We start from the raw sequence: 20205 nt of genomic DNA, 5'->3' as shown, positions 1-20205 counted from the left end.
TTGGTGTACGGGGCGTTGACCGCGCTGTGCCGATGGCGATGACCACGGGCACAGCGCGGGTGAAGCAGATACGGCTAGCCGACGGCGGCGACGAGCCTGGCGAGGACGGACTGGTCATCTACATCGCTGAGGTAGAGCTGGCTGGGTGCGCCGGAGGCACTGCCGGTCGTCACGTCGAGAATGGCGATCGCGGATCCGTGCTGAGCGATGTATTCATGGTTCTCCTGCACGTCGCCTTCGAAAGTCTTGCTCGTGACCGGGGTGGGGTAAACAGCGAAGGCTACGGCCTGGGGTCCTGTGGCAGTCACGTGAACGCCGGGAGAGGTCTGGTCCGCCGACCCGCCGGTTTCGCAGGCACGCGCACCGTTCGTGATCGTCTGGAGGGCCTGGGTGGCATCCTGGTCGCTCGGGAAGGTATAGAGCTCCTCCCGTGCAATGAATGTGTTGTAGTACGGGTTGCTGGCATCTATTCCCTGTTCGGCACTGCGTGCCTGCACGCCGGTGGCGCCGAGCTGAGCGAATGTTCCATTGGTGCTGCAGACATAGCCCAAATACTGCGCCGTGGGCACGGCGGACCAGGTCCAGTGGTAGATGTTGTCAAGCGGAACGGCCGTCGTGGGCAGCCACGGAGAGGCCGCACCCGTTTGCACGGCGGTCGTCCCGGCGCCAGGGCTTGCGTGCACTGACTGCGTACCGCTCCCGGTGACTTTCCGGCTTGCCGAAGTGCTGGCGGACGCGGATGCGCTGGCCGACGCGGACATGCTCGGCGAGGCCGGCGCACTCGGGGCCGAGGTTGCCGTGCTGGTCGAGTGCGCTGTCGGGATGCCGTTCGTGCTGCCGGGCAGGGTGGTCGCCGCGACGCCGCCGATCACGCCGAATACGACCAGCGAGAGGGTGGAGGCGGCTACACGGCGACGGGTGCGGCGCTGGTGGCCGCGCTTGCGGGCCGCGCCGGCGCCGGGCTCGCGGGCCGCGCCGGCCGCGGTCTCGACCACTCCGGAAAGCAGGTCGTCGAAGTTCTCAGACATTGTGGGTTCCCTCCTTCGGGGCCGTCGCAACGGAATCGATACGCTCTGTACTGTTCGCCGTGGTCCGCCGGGCCGCACGGGCACGCCCGGTCTTCTTTCGCCCGTCATCCCGGCCCTCCCCGGCGAACTCGGACAGGTGCGGAGCCAGCCCCTTGCGGCCGCGCACGAGTCGGGCCTTGACCGTGCCGGTGGGCACGCCCGTCTCCCGGCTGATCTCCTCGACCGAGCGGTCGAGCAGGTGGTGCAGCACGATGACCTGTCGCAGGTCCGGCTCTATCCGGCGCAGCGCCGTGATCACGGCGAGGCGGTCCGGGCTCATCCCGGGCAGGTCGTCCTCCTCGGCCGCATGCCGCTTGTGCGCGGTCAGCCGGTTGACCGTCTTGCGCCAGGAGGAGACTGAGATCTTGAACGCGACCGAGCGCACCCAGGTCTCCGCGTCACCGTATGCGCTGATCCTGTCCCAGTTCTGCCAGGCGCGGGCGAACGCCTCCTGTACCGAGTCCTCCGCCTCGGACAGGCTGCCCACCATCGCGTACACCTGGCCGACCACGCGTCGAAACGACGCTTGGTAGAACTCATCGAATTCGAGTTCCGCCGCCACAATCCCACCCCTCACGTGCTTCAGAGCCTCGGCACCTGTACGGTGTGCCGTCATGAGAGTCACGCGTGGCCCGCGGGTCCGGTTGTCCGGCGAGCGAACAAAAATCTGACGGCCAGTCAGTCGGCTGCGGCAGCCGCTGCGCCCGGGCGCGGCTACCTGGCCGGATGGCTCGCGGGAGACCGGCTGTTCGACAACTCCGAACCAGCCGGCTTCCAACCACCGCTCCGAGCCTTGGGCTACCGGCCGGTGTTCGACTGCGCCAAGGACGACCTCGGGATCAAAGAGGGAGTCGGCGGAGCGATCCAGGTCGAGGGCGCCTGGTACCGCCCGAACATGCCCGAGCCCCTGATCGAGGCCACCGCCGACCTTCACAAAGAACGCATCGACGAGGCCACCTGGCAGCAACGGATCGCAGCCCGCGCACCCTATGGACCCCCGCCGGCCACCTCGACCGTGAGCTCCAGGCAGCCTGACCAGCAGCACCCCCGGGGCCAGATCAAACGCTCATCTCGAAGAGATCACCAGACCAGGTGGAGCCAGAACAGACGCCCTAACGGGGCCATTTCAGAGTCTCAAACTCACCTGACATGCGACGCGGGTCCCCAGTCCGATTCGGACTGGGGACCCGCGTTTTTGCGTTGTGGACCTGAGGGGATTTGAACCCCTGACCCCCTCGATGCGAACGAGGTGCGCTACCGGGCTGCGCTACAGGCCCTTCTCCACTGCGTCACACAGCGAGCCGCGCGACGTGGTCGAGATTATCACAGCCGTGCCGGTGCGCCGAAACGGATATCCGCACCGGGACCGCGCCGCGGTTCCGGGCCGGAGCCCGGGCCGGGCGAGGCCCCGGCTGCGGCCCGTCTCAGACTCCGGCCCGCCGGTCAGCCGTTGGCGGCGCGGGGGAGGTCGCGGGGGTCGGTGGCGGGGTTGGCGGGGGCGGCGCCGGGGCCGGAGACGCGGCGCTCGGCGCGGGAGCGGGCGGCGGCGGCACGGCGGCGGGCGGTCGTCTCGCGGCGGGCCTGCTCCTCCCGCTCGAACGCCTCGCGCTCCTCCTCCGCACGCACGAACTCCTCCCGGTCACGGCGCTGGGCCTCACGCGCTTCGCGGGCCGCGCGGGCGGCCGCGGCGCGGTGGCGGGCCCGGTCGGCGGCGCGGGCGCGCTCGTCCTTGCGCACCCACACGATGTACGCGGAGAGCACGGCGGCCGGGAGCAGCATCGCCCAGACGAAGCGCAGGCCGAGGTCCATCGAGACGATCGCGCCCAGGCTCGTCACCGCGAACAGCACGCCGACCACGCGGCGACGGCGGGCACGGAGCATCGGCGACGTGGCGTTCATCGCACCGATCGGCATACCCGGGGCGCCGGACGCGGCGGACATCGAGCCACCGGAGGCGACGACGCCGGCGACGCTCGCGTGCACGACGGAGCGGCGGACGGACGAGGAGGCCGCGGGTACTGCGGCGGACGCGGGCTTCCGGCTCCGGCCGGGCTTCGCGGCGCCGGCGGCCGGAGCGCCGCGGCGGTCCGCGGACGCGTCCCGCGCCGAGCCTCGGACCCCGTCGCGCGCCGAGCCGGCGGTCCGGCGCGTCTGCTCGCGTTCCTTCGCGCGCACGCGCTCGAGCGTGTCCCGGCCGGCCTCCGGCGCGGCGCCCTGGCCGACGGCGGCCGGCAGCCGGGCCTCGTCCGTGCCCTCGCCGGTCCGCCCGTATCGGCGCTCGAAAGAATCCTTATGCGACAATACCTTGATGGCCGTCGTATAGCGCCGGGTCTGCCTCGCCTCGTTCAGCTCATCCTCACGCCGCAGCCACATGGGGACAAGGTATACCGCCCAGGCGCCGACGATGAAGGCATAGATAAGCCCGCTGCTGCTCATAACACAACCGTAGAGTGGTACGACGTCCTAAGGCGACAGATTTGCGCGTGTCGCGATAGGAAAATTCGAGTGATCCGATAACCCGGATTGGCGCCCATCCTCTTTTACCCCGCCGGGTCGGGCTCACTCGCCCGGTCACCCGATCGGGGAGGCCTGCGCGGCGCGCCACCGCGCCAGCATCCCCTCCGGGACCTCGTCCTGGGTCACCGCGTAAGAACAATGATCCCGCCAGTTGCCGTCGATGTGCAGGTACCTGACCCGCAGGCCTTCGTCGCGCAGGCCGAGTTTCTGCGCCACCCGCCGGCTCGGGGCGTTCTCCGGGCGGATGTTCACCTCGATCCGGTGCAGTCCGACGGTTTGGAAGCAGAAATCGATGGCCATCGCCAGCGCCGTGGGGATCACGCCGCGGCCGGCCACGCGCTCGTCCACCCAGTAGCCGATATGCGCGGAGCACAGCGAGCCCCAGGCGATTCCGGCCACGTTCAGCTGACCGACCATCCGCTCCGGGGCTTCGCCCTCGAATCGCGGGTCGGCGGATTCGTCATACCAGACGTTGAACGGCAGCATCCGGCCCTGCGCGGCTTCCTGCCGTCCCCGGCGCACCAGCTGACGGTAATTCAACCGACGGGTGTACGGGGTGTTGGGCGGGACCGTGGGATCCCAGCGGGAGAGCCAGCCGCTGTTGCGCGTCTGCAGCTCCCGCCAGGCCTCGGCGTCGCGTACTCGGGGCGGGCGCAGGCTCACCGCTCCCTCGGTCAGAACCCGGGGGTAGCCGCGCACACCAGACACCGTCAATCGTCTCCTCGCGGATGGTCGCCACCGGCCAGCTGCTCGAGCGCGTGCCCGAGCAACGGCAGCAGTACGGCCAGTCCGTCTTTCACTCCGCCGGGCGATCCGGGCAGATTGACAATCAGAGTACTCCCGGCCACGCCGCTCACCCCACGGGCCAGCACGGCCGTGGGCACCTTGCGGTAGCCCTGGGACCGGATCGCCTCCGCGATGCCCGGCACCTCGTAGTCCAGCACTGCTCTGGTGGCTTCGGGAGTCCGGTCGGTCGGGGAGATCCCGGTGCCCCCGGTGGTGATCACGAGCGAGCTCCCGGCCTGCACCGCTTCGCGCAACGCCCGCTCCACCGGCTCTCCGTCCGCCACGACGCTGACCATGATGTCGGCGAACCCCTGGGCCTTGAGCGCCGCGAGGATCAACGGCCCGGTGGTGTCCTGATACACCCCGGCCGAGGCCCGGTTCGACGCGACGACGACGCGGGCTCCACCTCGCTGGGAGTGCGCCGACACGCCGTGGCCCGGCCCGTGCTCGCCGCTGTACTCGATGCCTCCGCCGACGCCGTCGGCGTCACGACCGTGCCGCGCGACGTGGCTCTGCTTCGCGTCATAGCCGTGGTTCGCCTCGTCGCCGTGGTACGCCCCGTGGCTGTGCTGCGGGTTCATCGGTGCCAGTCTCCGCTCATCCCCCCGGTTTTGGACTCCACCTGGATCTCGCCGAGCACGGCGGCCGGATCGACTGCCTTGACCATGTCGATCAAGGCGAGTCCGGCGACGGCGACGGCCGCCAACGCCTCCATCTCGACTCCGGTGCGGTCGGTGGTGCGCACCTTGGCCCGGATGCTCACCGCCTCGTCCTCCACCGTGAGCTCGACGCTGACGCCGGCCAGGCCGATGGGGTGGCACAGCGGAATCAGCTCGCTGGTGCGCTTGGCGCCTTGGATGCCGGCGATCCGGGCCACCGCCAACGCGTCGCCCTTCGGCAGGGCTCCGCCGCGCAGCAGCTCGATCACGCGTCCGTCGACCTTCACCCGGCCGCTGGCCTCCGCCGCGCGGGCGGTGACCGGCTTGTCCCCCACGTCCACCATGTGGGCCGAGCCCTGGGCGTCGAGGTGGGTGAACTGGTCCGAACGGGTCACACCGACTCCAATTTGAGGATGCTGATCTGCTCGCCCTGCTCGACCCGGGTGACCTGCTCGGGTACCACTATCAGGCAGTCGGCGTGGGCGAGGCCGCCCATCAGGTGCGATCCCGAGCCGGAGGCGAGCCCGACGCGGGTGACGGCGTGCTCCCCGTTGTCGGTGGAACGCACCAGGCGGCCGCGGAGGAACTGCCGGCGCCCCTCGGGAGAGTCGAAGGATTCGGCGGCCACCGCCGTCTGCGTCTCATCCTCGTGCGGACCGAGGCCCTGCAGGGCGCGCAGGGCCGGCTTGACGAAGATCTCGAAGGAGACGAAGGCGGAGACCGGGTTTCCGGGAAGCGTGAAGATCGGCGTCTCGTCCGGGCCGATCACTCCGAAGCCCTGGGGCATGCCCGGCTGCATGGCCACCTTGACGAACTCGACCGTGCCGAGTCGGCTGAGCGTCTCCTTGACCACCTCGTAGGCGCCCATGCTCACGCCACCGCTGGTGATCACGAGGTCGGCCCGGATGAGCTGGTCCTCGATCGCGTCGAGCAGAGCCTTGCCGTCATCCGGGACCATGCCGACGCGGTAGACCTCGGCGCCGGTCTCCTTGGCCGCAGTGGCCAAGGTATAGCTGTTGGAGTCGTGGATCTGCCCGGGGGCCGCTTCGGCGCCGGGCTCCACCAGTTCGGCTCCGGTGGAGAGCACCACTACCCGGGGAGCCGGGCGCACCGCGACCAGGTCGCGGCCGATCGCGGCGAGCAAGCCGATCTGACGCGACCCCAGATACGTGCCCGCGGTGAGCACGACCTGGTCCGCCCGCACGTCCTCGCCGACGGTACGGATGTGCTGGCCGATGCCGGGGGCCCGGCTCACGCGCACGCTGCCGTCGCCCACCGCGCCGGCGTCGGTCCACTCCACCGGCACGATCGCGTCGGCGCCGGGCGGCACCGGCGCCCCGGTCATGATCCGGGCGCAGGTGCCGGGCTCGACTTCGGTCTCGCTGGGCGCGATGCCGGCCGGCAGTTCCTGCTCGACCGAGAGGATCACCGGGTTCTGCTCGCTCGCGCCCAGCACGTCCACCAGCCGCACGGCATAGCCGTCCATGGCGGAGTTGTCGAAGGCGGGCAGGTCCCGCTCGGCCGTGATGTCCTCGGCCAGGAAGTGCCCGTGCGCGTCGAGCAGGTGCTGCTCGAACGGCGGCAGGGGCCTGAGCCGGGCCAGGATCACGGACAGATGCTCTTCGACGCTCCTCATAGGAGCAGCGTAACCGCGCGGGCCAGGATCAATCGGAGAAACCCTTGGACACGTAGCCCTCCAGCCAGTCCCGGAAGCCGGGGCCGAGGTCGTCCCGCTCGCAGGCCAGCTTGACGATGGTGCGCAGGTAGTCCGAGCGGTCGCCGGTGTCGTAGCGGCGGCCGGTGAACAGCACGCCGTGCACCGGCCCGCCGATCCCGGGGTCGGCGGCCATCACCCGCAGCGCGTCGGTGAGCTGGATCTCACCGCCGCGGCCTGGCGGGGTCTCGCGCAGGATGTCGAAGACGGCGGGGTCGAGCACGTACCGGCCGATCACGGCCAGGTTGGACGGCGCGGCGGCGGTCTCGGGCTTCTCGACCAGGTCGCTGATGACCAAGAGGTCGGATTCCCCTTCGACCGGGGTCACCGCGGCGCAGCCGTAGAGGTGGATCTGATCCGGATCGACCGCTATCAGCGCGACCACCGAGCCGCCGTGCTGCTCGCGCACCTCGATCATGCGGGTGAGCAGCGGGTCACGCGGGTCGATCAGGTCGTCGCCGAGCAGGACGGCGAAGGCCTCGCCGCCGACGTGCGGCGCGGCGCACAGGATCGCGTGGCCGAGGCCCTTCGGGTCGCCCTGGCGCACGTAGTGGACCTTGGCCAGCTCGGCCGACGCGCGCACGGAGTCGAGCCTGGCCTGGTCGCCCTTGGCCTCGAGGGCGCTCTCGAGCTCGTAGGCGCGGTCGAAGTGGTCCTCGACCGGCCGCTTGTTGCGTCCGGTGATCATCAGCACGTCGTCGAGGCCCGCGCCGGCGGCCTCCTCGACCACGTACTGGATCGCCGGCTTGTCGATGACCGGCAGCATTTCCTTTGGCGTCGCCTTGGTGGCGGGCAGAAACCGCGTACCCAGACCTGCGGCGGGAATCACGGCTTTACGGATCGGCATGAGGGCACGATACCGGGTCGGCTCCTGCGCGTGCGGGTCACCCGATCATCCGACCGGATAAAAACCCGCAACCGGATATCCCGGGAATAGGCAGGAGTCAATCGGACAGTACAACGTCGATCTCGGCCAGACGCCAGCCGTCGCCGCCGCCGGACTTGGCTTCGGCGAGGGCCTTGTCGGCCGCCGCGACCAGAGACGCGGCGTGTTCGCCGGAATCCGGGAAGCAGGCGATGCCGATGGACAAGGTGAGTCTCGGTTCGACCGATCCGCCCGGATCGCCCCACGACTGCCCGTTCGCCGTCAGCCCTCGGCGTACCGCGTAACACAGCCGCTCGGCCACGCTCGCGGCACCCTCTCCGCGAGCGTCGGGCAGCAGAGCGACGAACTCGTCCCCGCCGTAACGCGCGAAGGTGTCCCCGGAGCGGATCTCGACGCTCAGGCGCTGGGCGAGATCGCGGAGGGTGCCGAGGGCCCGCTGATGGCCGTGCACGGCGGTGTAGTCTCCGAAGCCGTCGATATCACAGAGCAGCAGCGCGAACGGGCGGCCGTCCTGCACCGCCCAGGCCAGCTCCTTGGCCAGGGCCTGCTGGAGATAGCGGTAGTTCCACACGCCCGTAACCGGGTCGGTGGCACTGAGCCGCTCGAGATCGCTGCGTCCTTGTTCCAACCCGGTCAGTTCGCGGCGCAGGGCGGCGAGCTGCGCGTCATTGCGCCGGTCGCGCTCGCGGAGCAGGAGGGCGAGCCGGGCCAGGGCGAAGGCCAAGGACACGGTTGCCAGACTGAGCACCAATACAGCCCAGCCGCCGGAGGAGAGCCAGTCGGTTGCGCCCATAGCCGTCGCCGTGCCGATCCCTTCTCACGCGCCCTATAGATAAGGCTTGGTCGTGCAGGATGCCCCATCCCCAGAGCGCCATGAAGGCCCAGCATCGTACAGGAACCAGAATGCCCGATCCGGCTGACGACAAGGCCACGGCACGATCACGTTTCGTCAACAATCGGCGAGATCTCGATTACGCAGAGCGAACTCGCCAATCTCGCGCGGCCTGCGCGCGGCTGCTCGATACACCGCGCCTGAGCAGTGCGGATACCGTCGCGGCCTACTGGCCCTTGGGTACTGAGCCAGACACCCGGCCCTTACTCGACGCACTGTTGGCACGTGGGACGCGGTTGTTGCTGCCCGTGTTGCTCGACGACCGAGATCTCGACTGGGCGCTCTATGTGGGCGCCGACACGGAATTCGTGGCGGGTGGCGCCGGCACGAGCCACCCGGCGAGTCTGGTGCTCGGGGTCACGGCGGTGCTCCAGGCCGATGTCCTGATCGTGCCGGCGTTGGCGGTGACGGACCAGGGCGTGCGGTTGGGTCGCGGAGGCGGGAGCTACGACCGCGTACTGGAGCGGATCGGACACGCCCGGACCGTCCAGCCGTGGGCCTGTGCCCTGCTGTACGAGCACGAACTCGGCACTCTTCCGCCCAGTGCGGTGGAGGCGCACGACGAGCCCGTCGACGCGGCGTGCACGGCCACTCATCTGGCCGAGTTCGGCCCTGCTAGCCGTCCACAGGACGCAACACGAGGTCGTCGAGGGTAGAGGCGCGTACGGCTGAAGGAGTGAACGGCCACGGACGAGTCTCGCCGGCCGCCCACATCGGTGCCTGGTCGAGGTAGTGAGTGTCGTCCACGTGCCCGGACTCACCGGTTTGGCCGATCCAGCGGGAGTTATCGGGGTCTGACAAATCGACCACCATGCGTAACGCGGGTGCGGCGCCCACGGTGAACGCGTCGGAGCCCACATTCCAGTCAGCCGCGGCCACATCCGAGCCGCCGCCGGACAGTTGCAGGCTCTGACCGTCGAGCAGCCACTTGATCACGGCGGGGCGCGCGCCGACGCCGAGAGTCTGGCTCTCCGGCGTCAGCGTGTGCACGCGGCCCCAGGTCCAGGTGGTCACGTCCTTGCCCATCAGGGCCGTAAGGTCGAGCCGGGCCTTGGCCATCGCCTTCGCGAGCATCGCGTCGCGGGCGCTCTGGTGGTCTGGTCCGGGTGCTCCCCACCAGGGATTGTTCGGCTGGGTCAGCAGCGTATTGACGACCGAGTCCCAGCTCACCGAGCCGTCAAGGCCGAGCTGCGCGGCCGAGGCGTCCTGCGGCAGCTGACGGCCGATCACCAGCCTGAGCAGTTCCGCCCAGACGGCGTTGTAGTAGGCGGCCGCACTGGATCCGGCCGGTTCGGTGTAGTCCCAGGTGCGCAGTAGGGCTACCGCCGAGTCGGTGAAGTCATCGACGTTCACCCGCAAGAGGTACGGCACCAGGACCGCGGCCTCCGGGTCGTACGCATCGTCCTGAACAGCGGCAAGCCCCGCCGCATCGAGCTTGGCGTGCTCGATCCTGCCGCCGACGAGATCCGCGACAGTGCGTTGGGCTCGAACCCCGCCGGTCGCCCCTGGCGAAGTGGCGATGTAACCGTCCTCCGGATCGAACTGCTGCGCGGGCAGCGCCGAACCGGGAGCGCCGGTCCAGTCGTGCGCGGAAGTCCATCCAGGCAGCGGCCAGGTCCCGCCATCCCCGGCGGCACGCGCGGGCGCGCCCCCGGCCGCCTGATATCCGATGTCCCCTGAGGTATCGGCGTAGACCATGTTCTCGGCGGGCGCGGTCAGGCCGCGGGCAGCCGAGGTGAACTGGTCCCAGCTGGTCGCCTGATCCAGCGCGAGCAGGGCGTCGGCGGTCGTGTTGGGGGCCAGGGCGGTGGAGTCGACGGCCACGCCGTACGCGATGCCAGGCGGAGCTCCTTGACCCGGCTCTCCCGCGCGTGCGGCCGGGGCGGTCGTCCCTGCGCGGCGGAAGACCGCGGATAAGTCCGACAGCAGCGGTCCGTGGCGAGTGGAGCGGACAGTCACCGTGACGGGAGCCGCACCCGCCACCTGGATCTTCTCGCGGCGCTCCGACACCGGGTATTCGTGACCGTTGTAGAGGTACTGGTTGCCGTCCACCTTCTCGAGGTAGAGGTCGGAGTTGTGGACGGTGCCGCCGCTCCAGCTCCACGCGATCGACTGGTTGTGCCCGATCAGCACCGCGGGCACGCCCGGCTCGGTGTAACCGGAATCGTCGTAGGGGCAGGTCGTGTCGCGGTGCTCGCAGTGCAGCCCGATCTGGTACCACGTCGATGGAAGCGATGGAGGGGCGATCGGCGCAGCCGCAAGCATCGGCGCGCCGGTCGAAGTCAGCTTGCCGGACACCGCCCACGCGTCGAGAGCGGAGCCCGCGCCGTCACTGGGATAGAGCGCGTCGATCTGAGTTCGCGTCAGGGTCTGGGTGAGCAGCGAGCGGGTGGCCTCCTGAGCGACGGCACTGTCCTGGTCCCAGGAGACGGCCTCGAGCCAGCTCAGCGTGTCGATCGGCGTCCACGCGGCCGGCCGCGGGCCCTGAGCGGTACCGGTGTAGGGCAGCCCGAGCACGGAGTACTCCACGGACAGCGAGCCTGCCCCGGGGTGGGCGTGGAGGTAGTCGTTCACACCCTGTGCATAAGCCTGGAGGTCGGCCTTCGTCTCGGGCTGGAGCAGGCTGTAGGAGTGGAGGGCGACGGAGCGCAAGTCAAGAGCGCGCGCGAGCTCGTCGTGCGCCACCCAGCTCGCTCCCAGCACCGCCGCCAGCGTCCCGTCGGCGTAGCGGCGCGAGACGTCCATCTGCCAGAACCGGTCCTGTGCCTGCACGTATCCCTGCGCGAGGAAGAGATCGTGCGGGGTGGAGGCGTAGATCTGCGGCACGCCGGCCGCGTCGCGTTCGACGTCCGCCAACCCGCCGAGCCCGTCCGCGTCGAGCGAGCCGGAAACCTGCGGGTAAGAGGCGCGCAGCACCGTCGCCAGCCGCCAGCCGGCCACCCCGGCCGCGGCCAGCAGCGCGAGCACCAGCAGGACGGCCACCGCGGCCAGCGCGCGCCAGAGCAACCGGCGACGGCGGCGCACGGCCGGACCGGCCGACGCCCCGGGATCCGTGCTCGTCGCCACCGCCGGCTCCTCACACCACGTCGCTGCTGATCTGACACATCGTCACCTCGACCGGCCGGGAGCACGGCAAGGGCCGTACGCGCCCCCCGCGGCCGGTCGGCGGCTCTGGCCGGTCTGTCAGCGGACTGTTATTCTGGCGCGACCCGACTCGTCCGCTCACTCCAACACTCCCGCAAGCTCCGGGCAAAGCCTCGGCTTTGCTGTTTTCGACGCGCCGGAAGTGCCACACTGGATCAGCCGGACGGCGGGTCGCGCGGCACCGGCGTCGCCTCCGGCGCGGTCGCACGAAAGGTGGGCTGATGGCAGGTCAGTTGACGGGTCGCCAGGACTCAAGCCTGGTCGGAGCCACCGGCACGGTGGTCCCCGGCCGCAGACGGGCCGAACACGCCGAGCCGGGCTCCGCCCGCGCCACGCTGCTCTCCCGGGCCGGTCGCCTGCTCGGCACCTCCCTCGACACCGGCCGCACCCTCGCCGCGATCGCGGAGCTGGTGGTGCCCTCCTTCGCCGACCAGTGCGTAGTGGACCTGCTCGAGGACACCGGCGTCCTGCGCCGCGCCGTAACGGTGCGCATGGACCCGGAACGCTCCCGTCGGGCCTCGCTGCCCGGTCCGGCCGACCGCCGGGTGGTCTACCCGCCGGAGCACCCCTGCGCCATCGCGCTGCGCACCGGATCGCCGGTGCTGGCCGAGTTCGACCAGGTGGAGCCGGCGGCCGGCGAGCCGGCCGGGCCCTCGCGCGCGGCGCACAGCCTGATGACGGACGCCGCGATGGTGATCGCCGTCCCGCTGCTCGGCCCCCGCGGTATCAAGGGCGTGCTGGCCGTCGGCGCGGACGGCCTGAACAGGAAGTTCAGCTCGGCGGACGTCGAACTCGTCGAAGAGGTCGCGGCGCGCGCCGGATTCGCGCTGGAGAACGCCTCGCTCTACGAGAGCATGCGCTCGCTGGCCCTGGCGCTGCAGCACTCCCTGCTGCCCGCGCACCTGCCCACGATCGACGGCGTCGAGGTACAGGTCGGCTACAGCGCGGGCGACGAGTCGGACGTCGGCGGCGACCTGTACGACGTCATGGAACTTTCAGCCGGCCGCGTCGGCATCGTGATCGGAGACGTGCAGGGCCGCGGCGCCCACGCGGCAGCCGTGATGGGCCAGCTCAGGGCGGCGCTGCGGGCGTACGCGGTGCTCGACGAGGAGCCGGCCGAGGTGCTGCGGCACCTCGACAACCTGGTGCAGGGCCTGAACGAGGCACTGCTGGTGACGTGCGTGTACGCGGTGTTCGACCCGTTCACCCGCGAGTGTGTGCTGGCCAACGCCGGCCATCCGCCGCCCCTGCTCGCCGGTGCTCACGGCTGCCACCCGATGGAGGTCCCCCCGGACGTCCCGCTGGGCGTAGGCGGCGTGACGTTCACCGACCACGTGTTCAAGGTGGCGCCGGGCGACACGATCTTCCTCTACACCGACGGCGTGGTGGAGCAGCGCGACAGGTCAGTGGACGAAGGCGTGCGCGACCTGTGCGCCGCCCTGGAGGAGGTTCTCGACGGCATCGGCGCCGGCGGCACGGATGCGACCCCGGCCGCCCTCTGCCGCGCCGCCCTGCGGTCTGCGACAGGGCCCGCCGACGACGACCGCGCCGTCCTGGCGATGCGCACGAGCGTGGGCCCGCTCCCGCTGTGGCGCCTGAGCCTGCCGGCCACCCCGTCCTCCCCGTCCGCGGCCAGAGCGGCCATCCGCCCCGTGCTGGAGCGATGGGGTCTGCAGGCCCAAGTCGAGACGGTGGAGCTACTGCTGTCGGAGCTGGTCACGAACGCGGTGAGACACGCAGCCGGCCCAGCCCCCGCCCCCCGCTTCGACCCGGAGAAAGTCGACGAGCTGGACCTCGACTCGCTGGAACTCGCCCTGCTCGACAACGCCCTCGAACCCGGCGGCGCGACCGCGGCACGCGCGGACCGCGAGGTGGAGATCGTCGCTCGCCGAGGCAGCGGCTCGCTCTGGGTGGAGGTCTACGACCAAGACGTCCGCATGCCCCGCGTCCGCAACGCCACCGCCAACGACGAAGGCGGCCGCGGCCTGTTCCTGGTCGACCAGCTCTCACGCCGTTGGGGCGCACGGGACACGCTCTCGGGCAAGGCCGTCTGGTTCCAGATTTAGGACAGCCGGATCAAGCCCCTCGGTGTGCCGACTGAGCGCCGCCGCGGAGGCTTGATTCGCTGCGGAAACCTACGCCGCAGCGGACGACGTGCTGCTGCCCGAGCTCGACGAGGACGAGGACGAGGACGAAGAGCTCGAAGACGAGGACGAGCTCGGCGTGGTCGAGGAAGACGAGGAGGCGGAAGATCCGCCATCCGAGCTCTTGCCCGACGAAGAAGACGAAGAAGACGCCGACGAGGAGCTGTTCGACCCGCGGCTGTCGGTCCGGTAGAAGCCCGACCCCTTGAAGACGATGCCGACCGCCGAGTAGACCTTGCGCAGGCGGCCTTCGCAGTTGGGGCAGACGGTCAGGGCGTCGTCGGTGAACTTCTGGACGACTTCGAGCGCCTCGCCGCACTCGGTGCACTGGTACTGGTACGTCGGCACGTTCACGCTCCCGTTTGGCACTCTGATGCTTCGAGTGCCAATTCTGCGTCATCGCCCGCCGAGCTGTCCACTCTGCACCCCACTTCGCACCCGCGACCGTCGGGGTGACATGGGGAAGTTCCGGTACGACTGTCGCACGATTCCTCCCAATTAGTGAAATCTGCGCTTCTACTGACCAATCGTCCCGAAACGGGTGGCATAGAAGCGCGGATGCCCTCAAGCTGACAGAGGGACCAGCAAAAGCGCTGGTCAGGAGTCCAGGCGGGGAGCGGCCAGCACTGGCCGACGCAGGACGACGCAGGACGACGCAGGACGGAAGAAGTCGGCGGCGAGCCGTCGGCGGGGAAGGGGCGGGAAGCATGCGCGAGACGGAGTACGAGAGCCAGCACACGAGCGGATACGACCAGCTCCCGTATGAGCCCGAGTACGGGGCCGACTACCTGGCTGTGGGCGAATGGCAGCCCGACCCCGGGCTCGAATCGGGCTACCCGACGCGCTACGCGACGTCGCAAGCGCACCAGCCGGGCAGCGCCGCCGAGACGTGCCGCGCGCCGGAGGAAGCAGAGCCGGAGCGCTACTTCACGCCAGATGCGGAGTACTTCTGCGAGGAAGCGCCTCGCACCGCCGTGTACGGCATCAGCATCCCGTCCCCCGCCGCCCAAACCGCGCCGCCTCACTACGACGCACCGACGCTCCCCATCTCGCCCGGACCCGCCACCCGACCTACGGCCGCGTCACAGCCCGAAGCCCAACCCCAGCCCCAACCGTTGGCGGTGCCCCGACACGACACCCCACCCCAGTCCTACGTCTCGCCTCAACACCCCATGCCGCTCCAACACCACAGCTCACCCGAGATCTATGCGTCACCCCAGCTCGTCGTATCGACCCAGGCTTCTGCCGCGCCTCAGCAAGACGCGTCGTTTCAGCTCTCCGCATCGCCCCAGCACTATGCGTCTCCGCAGCTCTGCGCCTCAACCCCGCACCACACTCCGCCGCGGCACTACGCCTCGTCCGCGCCGTGCGCATTCCCCTCGGCGTCGCAACAGCTCCACCCAGCGCCTCGCTCGTGGGCGCCCCCAGAGCCCCACCCCTCGCCGCAGCACTTCGTGTCTCAAGACGGCGGCGATCCCCCACCACCAGAGCGAGGCGTCCCGCCCGCCGCACCCCCAGCAGCCGGGTGCCAGCCATCCTTCGCCGTCAGCGCGCCGTCTCTATCAAGGAGGTTCCCAGAACTCGAGCTCTATCCCGCTGACCTGCGCCCCATGCTGACGCGACATCGCCTTCGGCGCCGCCGGCACCGGACAGCCGCGTCCATGCTCACGGGAGCCGCGCTCGCGTTCGGCGTCTCCGCGCTGCGGCCGTGGACGGCGCTGACCTCGGACTCCGCCACGTTGGCGCGAGGCCCCACCCTGCCGTCAGCTGATGCACGAGTCCGAGGAATGCCGAACTCAATAGGTCTCTCAGATACTCGCGCCCGAAACTTCGGAGAAAACGCCGGCCCGCCACCCAAAGTCCGTCGTCTCGAAAGCGATGTGGCGATGCCTGGAGTCCGCCGTCACCGGAAAGGAGAGTGATTCATAGAACGCGAGTTTTCTGCTGCGAGTGGCTTCGCTCGAGCTCGACCTGCGCTCATTTTAGTCTGGCGCTGCAGCCTGCGCTGCTTTCACCAAGCAATCTCGAACAACGACAGCCGCTGCTCTCCGGGCGCTCTCGACAAACCAGCACAGTTCAGCGGAGTGGCACGCCGGCGGGTCCGTCCACTCGACTGACGCAGCGCGCTGTGCAGCGCGTTGGCGTGGGCCGCAGGCGTGGCCGTTAGCGTGAACCGTCGGCGTCCGGCCGGCCCGACGGTTAAGGGCAGCTCTGGCCGGCAGGCAGGCCTACCCGCCGCTCCGGTGAGTGCGCGGGCTGGCAGGATCCGGCAGGTCCAGGCCAGGCCGACCACACTGGGCCAGCCGGGCACCTGCTTGGTCGGGTCGGGCGGCGGGAGTTGCCCACGATGGAGGGGGAGGCGGTGGCGGTGGCGGTGGCCGTCGCCAGTGTCAGTCGCCGTGGTGCGGCGGGCGCTCGGCGAGGAAGCGTTCGATGTCCTCGTCGGCACCGCTCGGGCTGTCGGACCAGGTGCGCTCGCCCCAGCCGATGTCCGTGTCGTCGCGTGTCTGCTCGTAGCCGGAAGGGGCGACCAGGGCCCGCTCGTCGCGGCCCCAGTCCTCGTCGTACTCGTCATCCAGATAACTCATAGCACTCCGATCGTAGCTAAGCCGCGTGACCATCCGGCAAAGACTGGTCGGACGCGCCGTGCCAGCTGTCCCACAGGCGGGCGTATGCCCCGCCTGCGGCGATCAGCTCGGTATGGGAGCCGAGCTCGGCAATCCGGCCTTCCTCGATCACGGCCACCCGGTCGGCGTCGTGGGCGGTGTGGAGGCGATGTGCGATGGAGATCACAGTGCGGCCCTCGAGGACGGCGTTGAGGGAGCGCTCCAGGTGGCGGGCGGCGCGCGGGTCGAGCAGGGCGGTCGCTTCGTCCAGGACGAGGACCCGCGGGTCGGCGAGGACGAGGCGGGCGAGGGCGAGCTGCTGGGCCTGCGGGGCGCTCAGCTCGAAGCCGCCGGCGCCGAGGGCGGTGTCGAGGCCGTGCTCAAGCGTCTCGGTCCAGGCGTCGGCGTCGACGGCGGCGAGTGCGGCCCGGACGTCCTCGTCCGAAGCGTCCGGGCGGGCCAGCACGACGTTCTCGCGCAGCGTGCCCGAGAACACGTGGTGCTCCTGGGTGACCAAGGCCACCTCGCCGCGCAGGCGGGCGAGCGGGAGCTCGACCAGCGGGGCGCCACCGACCGCGACCGTGCCGCGGCTGGGCGCGCTGATGCCGGCGAGCAGACGGCCGAGGGTGGACTTGCCTGCGCCGGACGGGCCGACCATGGCCAGTCGCTCGCCAGGTCGAAGCGTCAGATCGACGTCGCGCAGGACGTCGCGACCCGGCACGTACGCGTAGCCGACGGCCTGCGCTTCGAGTCGCGGGTCGCTCGGGTCCGGGGTGACACCCGTCTCCGTGCGGTCGGCGGGGATGTGCGAAACGCCGACCAGTCGGGCCAGCGAGGCCGAGCCGGTCTGGATCGTGTCCAACCAGTCAAGGAGGGTGCTTACCGGATTCGCGAGTTGTTGCACGTAGAGCGTTGCCGCGGTGACCTGGGCGATGCTGACCCAGCCACGCGTATAGCCGTAGCCACCGAACAGCAGCATCAGCCCGGCGGGCAGCAGCTGAGAGGCCTCGGCGGTGGGGTAGAGCACGTTGCGCAGACCGAGGGTGAACCTCTCGGCCTTCCACGACGCGCTGATGTCCGCGTCGGTCTGCCGGACGTGACCCGGCCCGAGCCGCAGCGACTCGACGGCCCGCGCGCCCTCGATCGTGCCCGCCATGTTCTCGATCAGCGCGGAGTAGGTGGCGTTGGTGGCGAGGTAGCCGTCACGCGCGTACCGCAGGTACCACCGGGTGACGAGCACCAGCGGAGGGAGCGTGACGAGACCGACGACGGCGAGCTGAGGCGCCGTCACCGCGAGCGCGCCGAAAGTCAGCACGCTGGCAGTACCGGCGGCCAGGATGGTCGGGATGCCCTGCTGCGCGGCCTGGCGCAGAGCACTGACGTCGCGCGACGCCCGGTTGATCAGGTCGCCGCTGCCGGCCTGCTCGACCTTCGACAACGGCAGGTCGAGCACGCTGTCGACGAAGCTCTCGCGCAGCTCGGCCAGCACGGTCTCGCCGAAGATCTTGCCGGCCATGTAGGCGGAGCGGTTCAGCGTGGCCTGAATCAGCACAGCCAGGACGAGGAACCCGGCGAGGACGTCGATGTGTCCGGACGTCGTGCCGGACTGCACGTCTTGGACTATGTCGCCCAGCAGTCGAGGGGCGAAGAGCCCGGCGACGGTGGTGAGTGAGGAGAGAGCGATCAGCAGGGTCAGCCGCCGCTTATGCCTGCGGCCGACCTCGCGGGCGTACACGCGCACGGCGGAGCGATCAGCCACGGGCAACATGGTCGTGCTGCTCATGAGGGAGCTCCTTCGGTCACGTACGCGAGCGACTCCTGCTGCGCCGAGGGCATATCGGGGTCCAGACGCTCATCCGGCGACGACGGCGAGTCGGGCGAGGACTGCGAGTCCGGCGGCGTGGGAGCGCTGGAGGCTGCAGCAGGAGCCTGCGCTTGGTCGTCTGCCTCGGCCCGGGTGACGAGGCTGCGGTAGCGAACGTCCCGAGCGAGCAAGTCGGCATGGGTGCCGATGGCAGCGACGCGGCCGTTCTCGACATAGGCGACCTCGTCGGCCCGGTCGAGGACGAGCGGGCTCGTGGTGAAGAGCACGGTCGTCCGGACAGGAGGGACGGTGCCCGGTGCCGGAGCCGGAGCCACAGTCGGAGCAGCCACTGCCGACGCCGACGCCGAGAAGGAATGCGAGTCCCCGGCCGAGTGGCGGTAGGGGCCGAGTCGCTCGGCGATCCGGGCTTCAGTGTGGGCGTCGACGGCGCTCGTGGCTTCGATCGCGACCAGAATCTCCGGGTCGGCGATCAGGGCTCGGGCGAGGCGGAGGCGCTGGAGCTGGCCGCCGGAGAAGTTCCGGCCCTTTTCCTCGACCGCCGTGTCCAGCCCTTCGTCGAGGCTCGCGAGCACGTCCTCGGCCGACGCGGCGTAAAGAGCTTCGCGCAGCTGCTCGTCCGTCGTACCGGTCGCGATGCCGCACAGGCTTTCCCGGAGCGTTCCGGCGAAGACGCGGTCGGCGTTGTCCGACAGAAGGATCCGCTCGCGTACTTCGCCGACCCTGAGTTCTCTCAGCGGCACGTCCGCGAGCCGCGCGTCACCCGAGTCCACGTATCTCGCCAGTCGCTCGGCGAGCGTCGTCGCGTCGGCGGGCTCGGCGCAGGCCACAGCGAGCAACCTGCCGGACCCGACGCGGAGGCCGGACTCTCGCTCCTCGAGCACGACGCCGGCGGCCGGCATCGGCTGCGGGTGCTCGGGCTCGGTGATGGGCGACTTCAGGCGGAGGACCTTGATGATGTGATCGGCCGCCACATGGCCTCTGGTGAACGCGTCGGCCGCTTCGCCGAACGTGGAGAGCGGGAGGACGAGGAACGACGCGTAACCGTAGAACGCCACGAGCTGGCCGATCGAGATCTCGCCCTTGAGCGCGAAGTGCGCGGCGAGCCACGTCACGAACGCCGTCAGCAGCCCCGGCAGCAGCACCTCCTGCCCGGCGAGCAATGCCTCGATCCGCCCGACGCCGACGCCCAGGCCGCGCAGCCGTTGGGAGGTCGCCGCGTACCGCGCGGAGAACGTCTCCTCGCCACCGATGCCGCGCAGGATCCTGATGCCCTGGGCGATGTCGATCGTCTGGTCCGTCAGCCGACCCTGCAGATTGCGGTACTCGTCCTGGCGGCGACGCAGCGGGCGCAGCAGCAACACCGTGCAGATCATCATCACCGGCACGCCGATCAGCACGACGAGGCCGAGCGGCACCGAGGACGTCAGCAGGATCGTCGCTACAGCGACGACGGCGACGCAACCCCCGGTAAGCCTGGCCCAGATGTCGTACGTGCTGCCGATCGCCTCGACGTCGGTGGTGCCGATCGCGAGGACGTCGCCGCTGGCGATGAGCCGCGGAAGGTCCGCGCCCACCTTCACCGAGTGGCGGGAGGTGATCTGGATCGACAGGTAAGCGGCCGAGAGCCAGTTCGTCATCGCGCTGCGATGTCGCATGCCGCCCATGACCGCGGTGAACAGCGCGAGCCCGAGCGCGATCGATGCCCACTCCCAGAGGCCGCTCGCCGAGCGGTGTACAAGCCCGCGGTCGATGGCACGGCCGATGACGGCGGGCATCAGGGCGAGGGAGAGCATCCAGCAGATGCCGTAGAACATGCCCAGCAGCTGTGACCGCCACTGATCCCGCCAGATCCACATCAGCAGCCGGGTGGCCGACCGGCTGTCAGGTTCCCTGGGTTCTGGAACTGGAAGGCGGCGCATGAGATGGACAGTACGTGGCTCGGACGACGAGCCGCATCCCATTTTC

The 20205-nt window shown here is 70.2% G+C and carries 16 protein-coding genes and 1 tRNA gene; 2 read left to right on the top strand and 15 right to left on the bottom strand.

Annotated features, from left to right (window positions below; genetic code table 11):
* Positions 1-74 precede the first annotated feature (74 nt).
* The 10 genes from ACTRO_RS43955 to ACTRO_RS26800 all read right to left on the bottom strand — a co-directional run bounded on the left by ACTRO_RS43955 (position 75) and on the right by ACTRO_RS26800 (position 8422).
* A complete protein-coding gene (locus ACTRO_RS43955) occupies positions 75-1028 on the bottom strand; it encodes a hypothetical protein (RefSeq protein ID WP_051451448.1) in 954 nt (317 codons plus the stop codon).
* Entirely contained in the window at positions 1021-1629 is a 609-nt protein-coding gene (locus ACTRO_RS26840) for a SigE family RNA polymerase sigma factor (protein WP_245594501.1), read from the bottom strand. Before ACTRO_RS26840 ends, ACTRO_RS43955 begins: the two co-directional genes overlap by 8 nt.
* A gap of 641 nt (positions 1630-2270) precedes the next feature.
* Positions 2271-2344 (bottom strand) — tRNA-Ala (locus ACTRO_RS26835).
* A gap of 166 nt (positions 2345-2510) precedes the next feature.
* Positions 2511-3503, bottom strand: a complete 993-nt coding sequence (locus ACTRO_RS26830; protein WP_051451447.1) for a hypothetical protein — start codon at positions 3501-3503, stop codon at positions 2511-2513.
* A gap of 135 nt (positions 3504-3638) precedes the next feature.
* Positions 3639-4292, bottom strand: a complete 654-nt coding sequence (locus tag ACTRO_RS26825; protein ID WP_245594500.1) for a GNAT family N-acetyltransferase — start codon at positions 4290-4292, stop codon at positions 3639-3641.
* A 2-nt stretch (positions 4293-4294) separates the two neighbouring features.
* Positions 4295-4798: a molybdenum cofactor synthesis domain-containing protein gene (locus tag ACTRO_RS26820; RefSeq protein ID WP_034276914.1), complete on the bottom strand. Its 504-nt coding sequence runs from the start codon at positions 4796-4798 to the stop codon at positions 4295-4297.
* 149 nt (positions 4799-4947) lie between these two features.
* Positions 4948-5373 (bottom strand): cyclic pyranopterin monophosphate synthase MoaC, encoded by a 426-nt coding sequence (gene moaC / locus ACTRO_RS26815; RefSeq protein ID WP_051452505.1) that lies wholly within the window; start codon positions 5371-5373, stop codon positions 4948-4950.
* Between the two features lie 47 nt (positions 5374-5420).
* Complete coding sequence (gene glp, locus ACTRO_RS26810) at positions 5421-6665, bottom strand: molybdotransferase-like divisome protein Glp (protein WP_034267422.1); 1245 nt, start codon at positions 6663-6665, stop codon at positions 5421-5423.
* 28 nt (positions 6666-6693) lie between these two features.
* The gene (gene galU / locus ACTRO_RS26805; protein WP_063628079.1) at positions 6694-7590 is read right to left on the bottom strand and encodes a UTP--glucose-1-phosphate uridylyltransferase GalU; all 897 of its coding nucleotides are present in this window, start codon (positions 7588-7590) and stop codon (positions 6694-6696) included.
* A 97-nt stretch (positions 7591-7687) separates the two neighbouring features.
* Positions 7688-8422 carry a GGDEF domain-containing protein gene (locus ACTRO_RS26800; protein ID WP_051451446.1) on the bottom strand — a complete coding sequence of 245 codons (735 nt, stop codon included), beginning with the start codon at positions 8420-8422 and terminating at the stop codon, positions 7688-7690.
* A 110-nt stretch (positions 8423-8532) separates the two neighbouring features.
* Here ACTRO_RS26800 and ACTRO_RS46030 point away from each other — a divergent pair, with 110 nt between their 5' ends.
* Entirely contained in the window at positions 8533-9177 is a 645-nt protein-coding gene (locus ACTRO_RS46030) for a 5-formyltetrahydrofolate cyclo-ligase (RefSeq protein ID WP_084316539.1), read from the top strand.
* Here the strand turns inward: ACTRO_RS46030 and ACTRO_RS26790 are convergent.
* Entirely contained in the window at positions 9137-11587 is a 2451-nt protein-coding gene (locus tag ACTRO_RS26790; protein ID WP_034267412.1) for a penicillin acylase family protein, read from the bottom strand. The genes ACTRO_RS46030 and ACTRO_RS26790 overlap by 41 nt on opposite strands.
* 299 nt (positions 11588-11886) lie before the next feature.
* Here ACTRO_RS26790 and ACTRO_RS26785 point away from each other — a divergent pair, with 299 nt between their 5' ends.
* Positions 11887-13731, top strand: a complete 1845-nt coding sequence (locus ACTRO_RS26785) for an ATP-binding SpoIIE family protein phosphatase (protein WP_034267409.1) — start codon at positions 11887-11889, stop codon at positions 13729-13731.
* 69 nt (positions 13732-13800) lie between these two features.
* On the opposite strand, the gene ACTRO_RS51095 is transcribed toward ACTRO_RS26785, so the two are convergent.
* The 4 genes from ACTRO_RS51095 to ACTRO_RS26765 form a co-directional block, all read right to left on the bottom strand.
* Positions 13801-14157, bottom strand: a complete 357-nt coding sequence (locus ACTRO_RS51095) for an FmdB family zinc ribbon protein (protein WP_034276910.1) — start codon at positions 14155-14157, stop codon at positions 13801-13803.
* Between the two features lie 2042 nt (positions 14158-16199).
* A complete protein-coding gene (locus ACTRO_RS26775; RefSeq protein WP_034267406.1) occupies positions 16200-16397 on the bottom strand; it encodes a hypothetical protein in 198 nt (65 codons plus the stop codon).
* Positions 16398-16413: 16 nt separating this feature from the next.
* Entirely contained in the window at positions 16414-18198 is a 1785-nt protein-coding gene (locus tag ACTRO_RS26770) for an ABC transporter ATP-binding protein (RefSeq protein ID WP_084316538.1), read from the bottom strand.
* A complete protein-coding gene (locus tag ACTRO_RS26765) occupies positions 18195-20159 on the bottom strand; it encodes an ABC transporter ATP-binding protein (protein WP_084316537.1) in 1965 nt (654 codons plus the stop codon). Before ACTRO_RS26765 ends, ACTRO_RS26770 begins: the two co-directional genes overlap by 4 nt.
* Positions 20160-20205: the final 46 nt, after the last annotated feature.

The sequence above is a fragment of the Actinospica robiniae DSM 44927 genome, from assembly GCF_000504285.1.
Lineage (GTDB): Bacteria > Actinomycetota > Actinomycetes > Streptomycetales > Catenulisporaceae > Actinospica > Actinospica robiniae.
The sequence above is the reverse complement of the archived record's forward strand: the minus strand, read 5'-3'. Positions and strand labels throughout refer to the sequence as shown.